The organism is Mesorhizobium sp. M0011 (genome assembly GCF_040324155.1).
Lineage (GTDB): Bacteria > Pseudomonadota > Alphaproteobacteria > Rhizobiales > Rhizobiaceae > Mesorhizobium.
Genome location: NZ_JAMYVQ010000010.1, coordinates 111,498 through 125,088, shown reverse-complemented (window position 1 = coordinate 125,088; position 13,591 = coordinate 111,498). Strand labels below are relative to the sequence as shown.

At 64.2% G+C, this 13,591-nt stretch carries 14 protein-coding genes; 8 read left to right on the top strand and 6 right to left on the bottom strand.

The annotated features are described in order from the left end of the window. Nucleotides 1–7: 7 nt before the first annotated feature. Both NKK51_RS14155 and NKK51_RS14150 read right to left on the bottom strand, forming a co-directional pair. A complete protein-coding gene (locus tag NKK51_RS14155) occupies nt 8–1,894 on the bottom strand; it encodes an ABC transporter ATP-binding protein (RefSeq protein WP_352553443.1) in 1,887 nt (628 codons plus the stop codon). 29 nt (nt 1,895–1,923) lie between these two features. Next, complete coding sequence (locus NKK51_RS14150; protein ID WP_352553441.1) at nt 1,924–2,319, bottom strand: hypothetical protein; 396 nt, start codon at nt 2,317–2,319, stop codon at nt 1,924–1,926. Nucleotides 2,320–2,762: 443 nt separating this feature from the next. Here NKK51_RS14150 and NKK51_RS14145 point away from each other — a divergent pair, with 443 nt between their 5' ends. Both NKK51_RS14145 and soxR read left to right on the top strand, forming a co-directional pair. Further along, the gene (locus NKK51_RS14145; RefSeq protein WP_352553439.1) at nt 2,763–3,221 is read left to right on the top strand and encodes a tRNA (cytidine(34)-2'-O)-methyltransferase; all 459 of its coding nucleotides are present in this window, start codon (nt 2,763–2,765) and stop codon (nt 3,219–3,221) included. A gap of 130 nt (nt 3,222–3,351) precedes the next feature. After that, the gene (soxR, locus tag NKK51_RS14140) at nt 3,352–3,795 is read left to right on the top strand and encodes a redox-sensitive transcriptional activator SoxR (protein ID WP_352553437.1); all 444 of its coding nucleotides are present in this window, start codon (nt 3,352–3,354) and stop codon (nt 3,793–3,795) included. A gap of 27 nt (nt 3,796–3,822) precedes the next feature. Here the strand turns inward: soxR and NKK51_RS14135 are convergent, their stop codons facing one another. Continuing rightward, nucleotides 3,823–4,080 carry a hypothetical protein gene (locus NKK51_RS14135; protein WP_027039410.1) on the bottom strand — a complete coding sequence of 86 codons (258 nt, stop codon included), beginning with the start codon at nt 4,078–4,080 and terminating at the stop codon, nt 3,823–3,825. 114 nt (nt 4,081–4,194) lie between these two features. On the opposite strand from NKK51_RS14135, the gene hemF reads away from it, so the two are divergent. The 3 genes from hemF to NKK51_RS14120 all read left to right on the top strand — a co-directional run bounded on the left by hemF (nt 4,195) and on the right by NKK51_RS14120 (nt 6,098). After that, a complete protein-coding gene (gene hemF / locus NKK51_RS14130; RefSeq protein WP_352553435.1) occupies nt 4,195–5,109 on the top strand; it encodes an oxygen-dependent coproporphyrinogen oxidase in 915 nt (304 codons plus the stop codon). 311 nt (nt 5,110–5,420) lie between these two features. Further along, nucleotides 5,421–5,681, top strand: coding sequence for a DUF1344 domain-containing protein (locus NKK51_RS14125; RefSeq protein ID WP_352553433.1), 261 nt, complete (start codon nt 5,421–5,423; stop codon nt 5,679–5,681). 231 nt (nt 5,682–5,912) lie between these two features. Then, entirely contained in the window at nt 5,913–6,098 is a 186-nt protein-coding gene (locus NKK51_RS14120; RefSeq protein WP_013529972.1) for a DUF1059 domain-containing protein, read from the top strand. A gap of 1 nt (nt 6,099) precedes the next feature. Here the strand turns inward: NKK51_RS14120 and NKK51_RS14115 are convergent, their stop codons facing one another. The 3 genes from NKK51_RS14115 to NKK51_RS14105 are packed head-to-tail and all read right to left on the bottom strand — an operon-like array spanning nt 6,100 to nt 8,623. Further along, a complete protein-coding gene (locus NKK51_RS14115) occupies nt 6,100–7,365 on the bottom strand; it encodes a CCA tRNA nucleotidyltransferase (protein ID WP_352553431.1) in 1,266 nt (421 codons plus the stop codon). Beyond that, nucleotides 7,362–7,994: a CoA pyrophosphatase gene (locus NKK51_RS14110; RefSeq protein ID WP_023809851.1), complete on the bottom strand. Its 633-nt coding sequence runs from the start codon at nt 7,992–7,994 to the stop codon at nt 7,362–7,364. The genes NKK51_RS14115 and NKK51_RS14110 overlap by 4 nt, the downstream gene beginning before the upstream one ends. Beyond that, nucleotides 7,994–8,623: a DUF1285 domain-containing protein gene (locus NKK51_RS14105; protein WP_352553430.1), complete on the bottom strand. Its 630-nt coding sequence runs from the start codon at nt 8,621–8,623 to the stop codon at nt 7,994–7,996. The genes NKK51_RS14110 and NKK51_RS14105 overlap by 1 nt, the downstream gene beginning before the upstream one ends. Before the next feature lie 154 nt (nt 8,624–8,777). Between NKK51_RS14105 and NKK51_RS14100 the strand changes: the two genes are divergently transcribed. The 3 genes from NKK51_RS14100 to NKK51_RS14090 are packed head-to-tail and all read left to right on the top strand — an operon-like array spanning nt 8,778 to nt 13,566. Next, on the top strand, nt 8,778–9,782 hold the full coding sequence (locus NKK51_RS14100; protein ID WP_352553428.1) for an AAA family ATPase: 1,005 nt from the start codon (nt 8,778–8,780) through the stop codon (nt 9,780–9,782). Continuing rightward, the gene (locus tag NKK51_RS14095; protein ID WP_023809854.1) at nt 9,782–10,747 is read left to right on the top strand and encodes a DUF58 domain-containing protein; all 966 of its coding nucleotides are present in this window, start codon (nt 9,782–9,784) and stop codon (nt 10,745–10,747) included. Before NKK51_RS14100 ends, NKK51_RS14095 begins: the two co-directional genes overlap by 1 nt. Further along, nucleotides 10,744–13,566 carry a DUF4159 domain-containing protein gene (locus NKK51_RS14090; protein WP_352553426.1) on the top strand — a complete coding sequence of 941 codons (2,823 nt, stop codon included), beginning with the start codon at nt 10,744–10,746 and terminating at the stop codon, nt 13,564–13,566. The genes NKK51_RS14095 and NKK51_RS14090 overlap by 4 nt, the downstream gene beginning before the upstream one ends. Nucleotides 13,567–13,591 lie beyond the last annotated feature (25 nt).

Below are 13,591 nucleotides of genomic sequence, written 5' to 3'. Positions count from 1 at the left end.
GCGGCCATCATTCTGCGGCTTGCCCCTTTGCAAGTGCGTCGTTGGCGGCGTCGGCGGGACCGTCCTCAAGCAGGAACCCGCCCGACTGGCGCTGCCAGAGCTGCGCGTAGAGCCCGCCCATGGCGACGAGTTCCTCGTGCGAACCTTCCTCGATGACACGACCCTTGTCCATCACCACCAGCCTGTCCATCGCCGCGATGGTCGACAGCCGGTGCGCTATGGCGATGACGGTTTTGCCTTGCATGAGCTTGTAGAGGTTCTCCTGGATCGCCGCCTCGGCTTCGGAATCAAGCGCCGAGGTCGCTTCGTCAAGGATAAGTATAGGTGCGTCCTTCAACATAACGCGAGCAATGGCGACGCGTTGCCGCTGGCCGCCGGACAATTTGACGCCGCGGTCACCGACATGGGCATCGAAGCCCTTGCGGCCGCTGGCATCCGAAAGCCCTGATATGAAGTCCAGCGCCTCGGCGCGGCGCGCCGCCTCGACAAGCATCTCGTCGGTGGCATCGGGCCGGCCATAGAGGATGTTCTCGCGCACCGAACGATGCAGCAGCGAGGTGTCCTGCGTGACCATGCCGATCTGCGCACGCAGCGAATCCTGCTTCACACCGGCGATCTCCTGGCCATCGATCAGAATCCGGCCGGCTTCGAGGTCGTAGAAGCGCAGCAACAGGTTGACCAGCGTCGACTTGCCGGCGCCGGAACGGCCGACGATGCCGACCTTTTCGCCCGGCTTCACCGCCAGCGACAGGCCTTCGATCACCCCCTTCTGCTTGCCGTAGTGGAAGCGGATGTCCTCGAAGCGGATCTCACCCCTGGAAACGCTGATCTCCTTCGCGTCCGGCCTGTCCTCGACAAGGCGCGGCAGCGAGATCGAGGCGATGCCGTCCTGCACCGTGCCGATGTTCTCGAACAGGCCCGACATTTCCCACATGATCCATTGCGACATCCCCCACATCCTGAGCACAAGGCCGATGACCACGGCGACCGCGCCGATCGTCACTGCTTGCCCCAGCCACAGCCACAACGCCATCGCGGTGACAGAGAACAGGAGCAATGCATTCAGGATGTAAAGCGAGCCAAAAAGCACTGTCACCAGCCGCATCGACCGGTAGACCGTTTCGAGAAAGCCGGACATGCCGTCTTTGGCGAATGACGCTTCGCGGCGTGCATGGCTGAACAGCTTGACCGTCTGGATGTTGGAGTAGCTGTCGACGACACGGCCCGTCATGATCGAGCGCGCATTGGCCTGTTCCTCGCCAACCTTGCCCAGCCGGGGAATGAAAAACCGCAGCAAAAGGATATAGCCGACCAGCCAGACGCCGAGCGGCGCGGCCAGCCGCCAGTCGGCCGAGCCGACGATGAGCAGCATGCCGAGGAAATAGACGATAACGTAGTTCAGGACGTCGATCACCTTGATGACGCATTCGCGCACGGCGAGAGCCGTCTGCATCAGCTTTGTCGCGATGCGGCCGGCGAACTCGTCCTGGTAGAAACTCATCGACTGCTTGAGCAGATAGCGGTGCACCTGCCAGCGGATGCGCATGGGATAATTGCCCATCAGCGTCTGCTGGTTGAGCAGCGAATGCAGCCATACCGTGCCCGGCAGCGCGAACAGCACGATGAAGGCCATGCCGGCGAGCTTCCAGGCTTCCGTCTGCAGGAAGGTTTCGCGATTCTGCCCCGACAGCCAGTCGACGATGCGGCCGAGGAAGCCGAACATCCATACTTCGGCGATCGCGATGGCCGTCACCAGCACCGCGTCGAAAAGGATGTAGGGCCATGCGCCGCGCGTATAATGCAGGCAGAAGGCAACCAGCGTCTTGGGCGGCTCGACCGGTTCCGCCGCGGGGAACGGATCGAGCCTTTTTTCAAACCAGCTAAACAACAACATAGGTTATGCCTGTGAAATGTGTTTGCCGCTTACGCGGCACGTGAGCGTACGAAGTCTCCGGAACCCATGGCGTCAAGGGCCGACGGTCTGGAATCATCCGGACCGTCGGCCCTGCTTCGCGCAATATAGGGGCTCGCGGGCTTTTCACCGACTGCTGCGCCAGACGATCCTGACGACACGGTGCCGCCAGCCCGGTTTTTCGCGCCCGGCCGGATCAGCCGGATGATCCGGCGCACCAGCGAAGGCCGGCTCAGATCGGGAACCGCGCGCGAAAAATCGACATCCGGCAGCATGCCGCGATGCGGCCGGCGGCGAACCTCGGCGTGAACCGCCGACGAATAGGTGTCGCCGATCAGCAGCGCCCAGGTCGGCAGTCGGTGGATATGCAGGTTCCTCGAGCCAGGTATTCTATAGGGATCGAACATCGGTCCGTCCTCCGTGCAAAAATCGAGATAAAAAGGCGAAGCAATATCGTCCGCCGGCATTCGGCCGGAGGCATGCTTTGCATCGGTCCGGACACGACAAGCATCGGTCCCGACAGCTTCAGTTGGGGCGTTCAGCCCTTTTGACTTTTTGAAAAACATCGCAGGATTCCTTCGAGAGCCGAAAAATCGTTTCGGCGGGAATCGGTGCGATCAAGTCTTAGAGAGTCAGGAGAATCGTCGTACCGAAACCGCCGGCAGGCAGGTAAGCCCACGAGAGGGGCGCTGGATGTGCATGGTCATCATGAATTACCCCTCCATCGGTTCGGGTTGACAATGCTGGCCGTATACCCGACTTCGCAGAAAATGGCCACCCGCAGGTCCAGCAATTTCCAAAACCGCCAAGCCGCTGTGGCCGATCCGCCACTTATTAGAAGGACGCGGAAATGAACTGTCGTCTCCGCATCGCGCTCTACCAGCCTGACATTGCCGGCAACACCGGAACAATCCTGCGCTTCGCCGCGTGCCTCGGACTCGGCGTCGACATCATCGAACCGGCCGGATTTCCGCTCTCCGACAAAGCGCTCAAGCGCGCCGGCATGGACTACCTCGAAATGACTGCCCTGACCCGGCATGTCGACTGGCACGCCTTCGAGGAATGGCGCAAGGCTGGTTCGCACCGGCTGGTGCTGCTGTCGACCAAAGCCACGACGGCCTACACCAGCTTCATCTTCGCCGAAGGCGACATACTCCTGTTCGGCCGGGAATCCGCAGGCGTGCCGGATCCTGTCCATAAGGCGGCGGATGCGCGGCTGACCATTCCCATGCAGGGTACGGCGCGCAGCATCAACGTCGCGCTTTCCGTCGCCATGGTGGCGGGCGAAGCCATCCGGCAACTCGGATAACGGCACTCCGTCTCCCGTCATCTTGACCCAGGCGCACATCGCCTTCTCCTTCGTTTGCACATCCAGGGTTTCTTCGCTACAAGCTAAACTTAACTTGAGGTCAAGCGGAAATTGGGGCGGAAAATCAGACATGGCGCCTGTAACGGAATTGACGGTCGGCCAGGTGGCCATGCGCAGCGGGGTGGCGGTATCGGCATTGCATTTCTACGAGGCCCGCGGCCTGATCCGCAGCCACCGCACGTCGGGCAACCAGCGCCGCTACGGCCGCGACGTGCTGCGACGTGTGGCGATCATCAAGGTGGCGCAGGAGGTCGGCATCTCGCTGGCCGAGATCGGTGAAGCCCTGGCATCGCTGCCCGAAGGCCGCACGCCGACACGCGATGACTGGAACCTTTTGTCGACCGCCTGGCGCGACGAGCTCGATCACAAGATCGCCCAGTTGAAGAAACTGCGCGACGGGCTGACCGACTGCATCGGCTGCGGCTGCATGTCGATCGACAAATGCCCGCTGCGCAACAAGGGCGACCGGCTGGCGAGGGAAGGCACAGGGGCTAGGCGGCTGGTGGCCGGCTGAACCCCTTGTCGGGAGGCAAGTCGCCTTTCAGTCCGCCGCCGGCAACCGCCTGATGGTGAACTCGATCAGGTCGCCCGGCCGCTCGAACCAGCTTTCGATCTCGGTCCAGTAGGCCTGCTTGGGAAAGCGCTCGAACCATTCCTTGGCCTTGAGCCGCGCATCCGAGCGCGGCAGCACGAAGGTCTCGCGCAGGAAACCATCGCGCGGCATGCGCGCGTGTTCGGCCCGGCTTTGGTCGAGCCTCTTCTTCAGGCCATCCAGCGGCGGTCTTGCCGGGGTGCGCACGAAACAACTCCTTGCACCGTTATGACACTTGACCCTGTCCCCTAAGAGATTAGGGATCGCGCCCGGAAAAGACGAGTCTTTTGTCGACTCACGCCCCGCAACCGGAGACGGCACTTGGAACGACCTGAAATACCGGCAGGGCTGCCCGCCGACATCGAACAAAAGAAGATGAAGGCGCGCCTCTGGTTCGAGGCGCTGCGCGAACGCATCTGCGCCACCTTCGAGCAGATCGAGCAGGACCTTGGCGGGCCGCTGGCCTCGTGGTCGCCCGGCCGCTTCGAGAAGACGCCATGGGAACGTGACGAGGGGCGCGGCGGCGGCGGCACCATGTCGATGATGCACGGCCGCGTCTTCGAAAAGATCGGCGTTCACACTTCGACCGTCCATGGCGAGTTCTCGCCCGAATTCAGGAAGCAGATGCCCGGTGCCGAGGAAGACCCGCGCTTCTGGGCATCCGGCATTTCGCTGATCGCGCACCCGTGGAATCCCAACGTTCCGGCCGTGCACATGAACACGCGAATGGTGGTAACATCGCGCCAATGGTTCGGCGGCGGCGCCGATCTGACACCGGTGCTCGATCGCCGCCGCACCCAGGACGACCCCGACACGGTCGCCTTCCACCGCGCCATGCAATTCGCTTGCGAGAAGAATGCCGCGGTCGCCGATTACCCGAAATTCAAGGCCTGGTGCGACGAGTACTTCTATCTATCGCACCGCAACGAGCCGCGCGGCACCGGCGGCATCTTCTTCGACTGGCTGCATTCGGGCGAGGACAAAGGCGGCTGGAATGCCGATTTCAACTTCGTCCAGGATGTCGGCCGCTCCTTTCTCGTCGTCTACGGTCACCTCGTGCGCGCCAACTTCAACGAGAACTGGACCGATGGCGACCGTGACGAACAGCTCATCCGCCGCGGCCGCTATGTCGAATTCAATCTGCTTCACGATCGCGGCACCATCTTCGGACTGAAGACCGGCGGCAATGTCGCGTCCATTCTCTCCAGCCTGCCGCCCGAGGTCCGCTGGCCGTAACAAAATGGTGAGCCCGGCGTGAGCCACATTGATGTCCCATTCGCTCGAAATGGGCATGGAATGTGGCACGCGGTGCGGCGAAAAATTTCTTTTTCGTCTAATAGGCTGTTGAAAAGACTGGTCTATTTGTGGCACCGGGTCGGGAAGCGCCGGCGGTTCGCCTGCGCGCAATTCCAGGAAAGTGCGAAACGGCTTTCCGACCGGAATTGCGTCAAGACAAAGCGAGCCGCGACCCGACGCGACCGGACGCCCCAAGACGATGCGGGACATCTTCGTCAAAAAGATACCCGCCTTTCCAGGAGTACTTCGCAATGCGCAAGATCATTGTTTCGGCTGCCGCCGCTGCCCTTCTCGCTTCCGGTTCGATGGCGTTCGCCGCCGTCAAGCACACCACCGGGACGATCAAGACCTTGGACACGACGGCCATGAGCCTGGTCCTCGATGATGGATCGTCTTTTACGCTTCCCAAGACCTTCAAGGACCCTGGCCTGACGGTCGGTGAAAAGGTCCGCGTCTCATGGGATATGAAGGGCAAGAACAAGGTCGCCGAGGCCGTCAAGGCCGCAAAATGATGGCTTGCGTGCCAGGGCAGGATGAGACGATATCCTTTCCTTTTTCGGCGTAGCGCAAGGGCGGAGCGACGCCGCTCCGCCCTTTTGCCGTTGACGGCAACCAATACCACCCCATCTGTGTTATGCTTCTCACCCGCTCGCGGTCCGCGGTTTCCACCCTGGGACCGGTCATGAGCCAAAAAAAGTACCGGAGCCTCGACCAGGCTCCACGGAGGAAAAGGAGAAAATCCCATGAAGGAATTTCACTGCGGGTCGCTCGTGCCCGGCTGTGACTGGCACACGCGTGCCGACGAGGAGGCCGAGGTCATGCGCCGTGCCGTCGAGCACATGCGCGAGACGCATGGCGAAACGGTCATCCGCGAGACGATGATCGAGGCGATCCGCTCGCGCATCGAAAAGACCCGCGACGCGGCCTGATCTACCCGGCCTTCAAGGCTTCGGCGGCGCGCTTGAGGAGCGCGTCGCGATCAGGGGCAAAGCCGGCTTCGACCCATTCCGCTTCGAGATTCCTGAGGATTTCGCCGAGTTTCGGGCCTGGAGTTGCGCCGAGCGCCGTGAGATCGGCACCTTTCATCGGAAACAACGGCTTTTCCCATTTGGTGGCGAAGGCAAGCAGGCGCGAAAAGCCACCGGCTTCGAGCAGCGCCTCATTGTCCTCGACGGCGCGCACCCTGGCTGCCGCAAGCGACAGCCGCAGACTGTCGACAAACCCGTTCCGGTCACCGCGATAGAGCTTTTTCGCCAGTTCGCCCTCGGTCGTCTTCGGCTCGACGGCGGTGGCAAGCGCCCAGTGGCGCAGGCGATCCGCTTCAGCGGTCGAAAATTTGAGCCGCTCGGCAAGCGTCTTCATGCGCGCGGCATCGGGCGGCACGATCGCTTCCAGTCTGAGCAGCGGGTCGGGTGCCCAGCCCAGATCCTTCCCGGCCTTGGCCAACCCATGGATGGCATCGATGCCCCATTTCTCGCTTTCCGGCAGCGCTGCGGTCAAGACACCTGCCTGCCGCATCCAGAGCAGCGCCCGTGACGGATCGGGCGCCGACAAAAGTTTCTTCAGTTCCGACCAGATTCGCTCGGACGAAAGCTGGGCCAGCCCTTCCTTAAGCCGGGCACAGGCTTTCAGCCCTTCGGCGTCCGGCCGCCCGTCGCCGTACCAGGCGAAGAAGCGGAAGAAGCGCAGGATGCGCAGGTAGTCTTCGCGAATGCGCGCTTCCGGGTCGCCGATGAAGCGCAGGCGGCGTGCCTCGATGTCGGCAATGCCGCCGACCAGGTCGACCACCTTGCCATCGGCCCCGGCATAGAGCGCGTTGATGGTGAAGTCGCGCCGCTCGGCATCGAGCTTCCAGTCGCGCCCGAACGACACTTTCGCGCGCCGCCCGTCGGTCTCGATGTCAGCGCGCAAGGTCGTGATTTCATAAGGTTTTCCGCCGGCAACCACGGTGATTGTCCCATGCTCGATGCCGGTTGGCACCGCCTTGAACCCTTCCGCTTCGGCGCGGCGGAGGGTTTCCTCTGGCAGGCAGGTGGTGGCGATGTCGATGTCGGCGACCGGCTGGCCCATCAGCGTGTTGCGCACCGCGCCGCCTGCGACTCGCGCCTCTTCACCGCCTTCGGCCAGTGCGAACAGCAGGCGCTGCAGATGCTTGTCGCCGAGCCAGTCGGCCCTTTCCGCGATCGAGACACTCACGCATAAAGCCTTTCATAGAGGGTACGGATGATGCCGGCGGTGACGCCCCAGATGCGCCGTTCGCCGTAAGGCATGTCGTAGAAGAACCATTCGAGATCGTTCCACATACGGCTGTCGCGCTTGTGGTTGGCCGGGTCCATCAAGAAGCGCAGGGGCACTTCGAAAGCGGCGTCGACCTCGTCGGCGTTGAGCGTCAGTTGGAAACCGGGCAGCACGATGCCCAGCACCGGCGCGATGCGGTAGCCGCTGCCGGCCACATAGTCGGGCATGCGGCCGATGATCTCGATGCGGTCTCGGCCAAGCCCGATCTCCTCGAAGGTCTCGCGCAGCGCCGCAGCCTCAGGGCTCGGATCGGTCGGATCGATTGTGCCGCCCGGAAATGCCACCTGCCCCGAATGGCTGCGCAGCTTTTCGGCCCGTTTGGTCAGGAGAACCGTCGCATCGCCCTCATGATCGACCACCGGGATCAGCACCGCGGCATTGCGCAGCGCCATGCCCTGATTGAGGCGCGGATGGCCGGGGTTGAAGCGATGATCGCCATAATCGTCGCCTGCATGCGCATCGGGCTGCACGGCAAAGCGCGCGCGAAAATCCGCGGATGAAAACGGCGCCGGCGTCACCTGGTCCATCACACACTCAGCCGCTTCAACTGGTCCGCCGGCATGATCGGGAACACGGCGCCCTTGGAGCGCACCGCGAACATCGTCTTGCCGCCGATCTCGATCTCCTCGCCATGCCCGACCAGTTCATACATCACCGGCCGCGCCACCAGCGCCTCCAGCCGGCCGCGCACCAGCACATAGGGCTTCAGCCCGCCGGTCTCGTTCTCGTCGACAAAGCGCAGCGAGCGCTCCGGCCCGGCCTCGACGACATCGCCGACATTGGTGCGGAAGGTGATAGTCTGCGCTTCGCCGCTACCCGCAACGTCCATCTCGACGGCGATGAACGGCGCATCGGCGACGCGGATGCCGACCTTTTCCACGGGTGTCACCAGATAGGTCCTGCCATCGGCGTCCTTGCGCAGCACCGAGGAAAACAGCTGCACCAGCGGCATGCGCCCGATCGGCGTGCCCAGATAGAACCAAGTGCCGTCGGCCTTGATCTCCAAGTCGAGATCGCCGCAGAAGTCGGGATTCCAGCGTTCGACGGGTGCCGCGCCCTTGCCGGCACGGGCGGCGCGCGAGATCAGCGCCTCGAGACCACGCGCCTCGGTGGCATCAGTCAGGCTTTCTTCACGATGTCCCAAGGGTCCCGTCATGGTCACGAAATAGTCACTGTTGTTCCGCTTGTCAGCCTAAGTCTGTGATTTAAGTTTCGACATAGGCGCCACGCGAGGCCGAATCGCGGCAACTTATGGTATGGTGCAGCCGTTGTTCCAGCCATGGTATTCCAACCACAAGGATCGATGCGGCATGAGCGTGATGGTCAAGGAAAGCCCGATCAGCGAAAAGGACATGATCGCCGAGGCCGAAAAGGCGCTTGCCGACATCTCCCGGATCCGCGACGGGGTCGGCCGGGTCGTCTTCGGACAGGAAAGCGTCGTCGAGCGTACGCTGGTGGCGCTGCTGGCCGGTGGACATGCGCTTTTGGTCGGCGTGCCGGGCCTCGCCAAGACCAAGCTGGTCGAAACACTTGGCATCGTGCTCGGCCTCGATTCGCGTCGCATCCAGTTCACGCCGGACCTGATGCCGTCCGATATCCTCGGCTCCGAAGTGATGGAGCAGGACGAGACCGGCAAACGCTCCTTCCGCTTCATTCCCGGGCCGATCTTCGCCCAGTTGCTGATGGCCGACGAGATCAACCGCGCCTCGCCGCGCACCCAGTCGGCGCTGCTGCAGGCCATGCAGGAATACCACGTCACCATTGCTGGCGCCCGCCATGACCTGCCGGCCCCCTTCCATGTGCTGGCAACCCAGAACCCGCTGGAGCAGGAAGGCACCTATCCGTTGCCCGAGGCCCAGCTTGACCGCTTCCTGATGCAGGTGGATATCCTCTATCCCGAAATCGAGGCAGAGCGCCGCATCCTTCTGGAAACCACCGGCATCGAGGACGCGAAAGCGCAAAACGTGCTGCAGCCGGTGCGGCTGAAGGAGATCCAGACGCTGATCCGCCGCATGCCGGTGCCGGAAAGCGTCGTCGAAGCGATCCTGACGCTGGTGCGCTCGGCGCGTCCCGGCCAAGGCAACGCCGAAACCGACAAGAACGTCGCGTGGGGCCCCGGCCCTCGCGCCAGCCAGGCGCTGATGCTGTGCACAAGGGCGCGCGCGCTTTACGACGGACGGCTGGCGCCCTCGGTCGACGACGTGCGTGCGCTGGCCGAGCCGGTGCTGCAGCATCGCATGGCGCTGACCTTCGCCGCCCGCGCCGAAGGCACCAGCGTGCGTGACGTGGTGGCGAAACTCGTGAAAGGGATTTGATGCCGCGCATCGGCGAGGTCCAGGCTCCGGCAGCGACGCGTGACGCGCTCGCCCGTGGCCGGTTGCGGGCCTCGCTTGTGCCAGACCTGCTGGTTGAGGCGCGGCGCATCGTCAACACCGTGATCGCCGGCTGGCATGGCCGCCGCAAACGCGGCATCGGTGAGAATTTCTGGCAGTTCCGGCCCTATGTCGAGGGCGATTCCTCGCGCATCGACTGGCGCCGCTCGGCCCGCGACGACCACACCTATGTGCGCGACCGCGAATGGGAAGCCGCCCATACCGTTTGGCTGTGGGCCGACCCCTCGCCGTCGATGCTCTACAAATCGACCGGCGCCAGCGTTTCCAAGCAATCGCGCGCGCTGGTGCTGGCGCTGGCCATGGCCGAGCTGTTGTCGCGCAGCGGCGAGCGCATCGCCTGGCCGGGCCTCACCGATCCGTTCACCGCCCGCAACGGCGCCGAACGCATCGCCGCCCAGTTGATGCATGCCGGCGATTTGCCGGCAAAACCCGATTTGTCCGATATCAGGCGCTTCTGCGACATCGTCATCGTCAGCGATTTCCTCGATCCCGTCGAAGAGACGATGGCCTGGCTCGACGTGCTGGCCCGCCACGGCGTACGTGCCCACCTGATCGAGGTCGCCGACCCGGCCGAGGAGACCTTCCCCTATGCTGGCCGAACCGAGTTCACCGATCCCGAGACCGGCGACAAGCTGACCGCCGGCCGCGCCGAAATGCTGGGGGATGAGTATCGCCTGCTCTACGCCGCCCGACGACACGAACTGGCAGCCTGGTGCAAACGGCTTGGCTGGAGCTTTACCGTCAACCACACCGATCGGCTGGCTTCCGACGCGCTGGTGCGGCTGCACATGGCGATGACCACTGATGGCCCCTCGGTCAGGCCGACCGCTGACGGTCGTGCCGGCACGATCGCCGGTGGCGATCGGCCAGGAAAGGCTGTCGCATGAGTTGGCTGCCGCTTTCCTTTGGCGCCCCCATGGTGCTGTGGGGCCTCCTGGCACTGCCGGTGATCTGGTGGCTGCTCAGGCTGACGCCGCCCAAGCCGCAGACCGAAATCTTCCCGCCGCTGAAGATCCTGGCCCGCGTGCTGAAGCGCGAGGAGACGCCGCAGCAGAGTCCGTGGTGGCTGACGCTGCTCAGGCTCTTGATGGCGGCCCTCATCGTCGCCGCATTGGCCGACCCGGTCTTCAATCCGCGCGAAAAGCTGCCGGCCGAGGGTGCAGCGCTTGCCCTGGTCATCGACAATGACTGGGCAAGTGCCGCCGACTGGGGCAAACGCGTCGCCACCGCCGAGCGGCTGATCAACGACGCCGGCTCCAACGGCGTGCCGGTCGTCATCGCCTTCACCGCCGAAAAGGCCAATGCCGAGATCGGGCCGTTCGATGCCGCCACCGCCCTTGACCGGCTGCGTGCCGCCAAGCCGCGGCCGATCCCGACCGACCGGCCCGCCGTCTATGCCCGCGTCGCCGGCGTGCTGGAGACCTTGCCCGGGGCCAGTGTCGCCGTGCTTGCCGACGGCCTGGCGGCAAAAGGCGATGAAGCCGCCTTCAACACACTTTTGTCGAAAAATGCCACCCGTGTCGTCTGGGCAACCGCAGACAGGCTGTCGCTGACCGGCCTGACCACCGCCGACAACCAGGTCGACGGCTTTGCACTGACCGCCATCCGCGCGCCGGGCGACCCTGCCCCGGCTCAGGTCACCGCCGGCGCCTTCGATGACAAGGGCCGCCGCATCGCCGATGCTACGCTGACCTTTTCGCCTGGCGAAACCACCGCCACCGGCACCATGGCGGTGCCGTTCGAGCTGCGCAACGACTTCGCATCCATCGCGCTCGACGGCGAGCGGCAGGCCGGTGCGGTCCGCGTGCTCGACGAAAGCTCCAAGCGGCGGCGCGTCGGTCTATTGTCGCAGGCCGAGGCCGACCAGGCACAGCCGCTTTTGTCGCCGCTCTACTACATCAGGCGGGCGCTGCAGCCATTCGCCGATCTGGTCGAACCCTCCAGCGCCGATCTTGCCGACGCCATCCCGCAGATCCTCGACCAGAAGCCCGCGATGATCGTCATGGCCGATATCGGCACCATTCCCGGACAAGTCCGGCAGAGGCTTGTCGATTGGGTCGACAATGGCGGCACGCTGGTGCGTTTCGCCGGTTCGCGGCTGGCTACCGCGGGCGATGACGACGATTTGCTGCCGGTCCGTCTTCGCACCGGCGAGCGTTCGCTCGGCGGCGCGCTGTCATGGACGTCGCCGCAGCCTGTCACCGAATTCCCCAAGGCCGGCCCGTTCGCCGATCTGGCGCCCCCGACCGAGGTCACCGTCAGCAGGCAGGTGCTGGCCGAGCCGACACCCGATATCGTCGAGCGCACCTGGGCGGCCCTTGCCGACGGCACGCCGTTGGTCACCGGACTGAAGAAAGGCAAGGGCACGCTGGTGCTGTTCCACGTCACCCCTGAGGCAACCTGGTCGAACCTGCCGATCTCTGGCAGCTTCGTCGAGATGCTGCGCCGCATCGTGCAGCTGTCGCGCAACCAGGGCGCGGCCATCGCCAATGCCGAAGCCGCCGCGGCGTCGCTGGCGCCCTATCGCATGATTGCAGCCGACGGCTCGCTGGTGCCGCCGACGCCGGACGCGCGGCCGCTTGTACCGGGCGCCGGCGCGCTGCCGGTGACTTTTGAAAACCCGCCCGGTCTCTATGGTTCCGAGACAGGTGTATTTGCCCATAATCTGCTTGAAGCCGACAGCACGCTGGCTCCGCTGGCGCGCCCGCAAATCACTGTTCCCATCACCTCGATCCAGTATGCCTTTGACGAATCGCGCAATTTGAAAGGCGCGCTGGTCGCGACCGCCCTGATGCTGATGCTGCTTGATACGCTGGCGGTGTTCTGGATGGGCAGCCTGTTTTCACGCCGGCCGCGTCGCGCCGGTGCCGTGGCAATCACCGCCGCGGTCCTTATTGCGCTGGGTAGCCTGTTCGGTCATGCCGACCTTGCCCGCGCCGACGACGCCAAGCCGGGTGACGAGGTGGCCATCGAGGCGATTTCGAAGACCCGCATCGCCTATGTGCTGACCGGCGTGCCGGGTGACGATTCGATCAGCCGCGCCGGGCTCGAGGGCCTGACCCGCTTCCTGGTCGAAAAGACGGCACTAGAACCGGGCGAGCCGGCCGGCGTCGACATATCGAGGGACGAGCTGTCGTTCTATCCGCTGATCTACTGGCCGATCGATCCGGCCGCCCCGATGCCCAGCCAGGCCGCCATCGCCCGCATCGACGCCTATATGCAGCAGGGCGGCACGGTGCTGTTCGACACCCGCGACCAGTTCGCCAACGGCATCGGCGCCGATTCGACCAGCCCAGCGACGGAGCGGCTGCGCGACATCCTCGGCAACCTCAACGTGCCGCCGCTGGAACCGGTACCGTCCGACCACGTGCTGACCAAATCCTTCTTCATCCTGCCCGAATTCCCCGGCCGCTTCGCCGGCAGCCCGCTCTGGGTCGAGGCCTCGCTCGACGCCAGCAACGCCGAGAACCGGCCGGTGCGTACCGGCGATGGCGTCTCGCCGATCATGATCACCGCCAATGATTTCGCCGGCGCCTGGGCGGTCGACGAGAACGGCGATCCGCTGCTTCCGACCGTGCCGGCAGACCCGATGCAGCGCATTTACGCGCTGCGCGCCGGCGTCAACATCATGATGTACATGCTGACCGGCAACTACAAATCCGACCAGGTGCACGTGCCCATACTGCTCGAACGGCTGGGGCAGTAAGATGATGTCTTTTATTGCACCTCCG

What these genes read in the sequence shown, in the direction of transcription:
- NKK51_RS14155 (WP_352553443.1), bottom strand. Translation starts at nt 1,894, where the DNA reads ATGTTGTTGTTTAGCTGGTTTGAAAAAAGGCTCGATCCGTTCCCCGCG.
- NKK51_RS14150 (WP_352553441.1), bottom strand. Translation starts at nt 2,319, where the DNA reads ATGTTCGATCCCTATAGAATACCTGGCTCGAGGAACCTGCATATCCAC.
- NKK51_RS14145 (WP_352553439.1), top strand. Translation starts at nt 2,763, where the DNA reads ATGAACTGTCGTCTCCGCATCGCGCTCTACCAGCCTGACATTGCCGGC.
- soxR (WP_352553437.1), top strand. Translation starts at nt 3,352, where the DNA reads ATGGCGCCTGTAACGGAATTGACGGTCGGCCAGGTGGCCATGCGCAGC.
- NKK51_RS14125 (WP_352553433.1), top strand. Translation starts at nt 5,421, where the DNA reads ATGCGCAAGATCATTGTTTCGGCTGCCGCCGCTGCCCTTCTCGCTTCC.
- NKK51_RS14120 (WP_013529972.1), top strand. Translation starts at nt 5,913, where the DNA reads ATGAAGGAATTTCACTGCGGGTCGCTCGTGCCCGGCTGTGACTGGCAC.
- NKK51_RS14110 (WP_023809851.1), bottom strand. Translation starts at nt 7,994, where the DNA reads ATGGACCAGGTGACGCCGGCGCCGTTTTCATCCGCGGATTTTCGCGCG.
- NKK51_RS14105 (WP_352553430.1), bottom strand. Translation starts at nt 8,623, where the DNA reads ATGACGGGACCCTTGGGACATCGTGAAGAAAGCCTGACTGATGCCACC.
- NKK51_RS14100 (WP_352553428.1), top strand. Translation starts at nt 8,778, where the DNA reads ATGAGCGTGATGGTCAAGGAAAGCCCGATCAGCGAAAAGGACATGATC.
- NKK51_RS14095 (WP_023809854.1), top strand. Translation starts at nt 9,782, where the DNA reads ATGCCGCGCATCGGCGAGGTCCAGGCTCCGGCAGCGACGCGTGACGCG.
- NKK51_RS14090 (WP_352553426.1), top strand. Translation starts at nt 10,744, where the DNA reads ATGAGTTGGCTGCCGCTTTCCTTTGGCGCCCCCATGGTGCTGTGGGGC.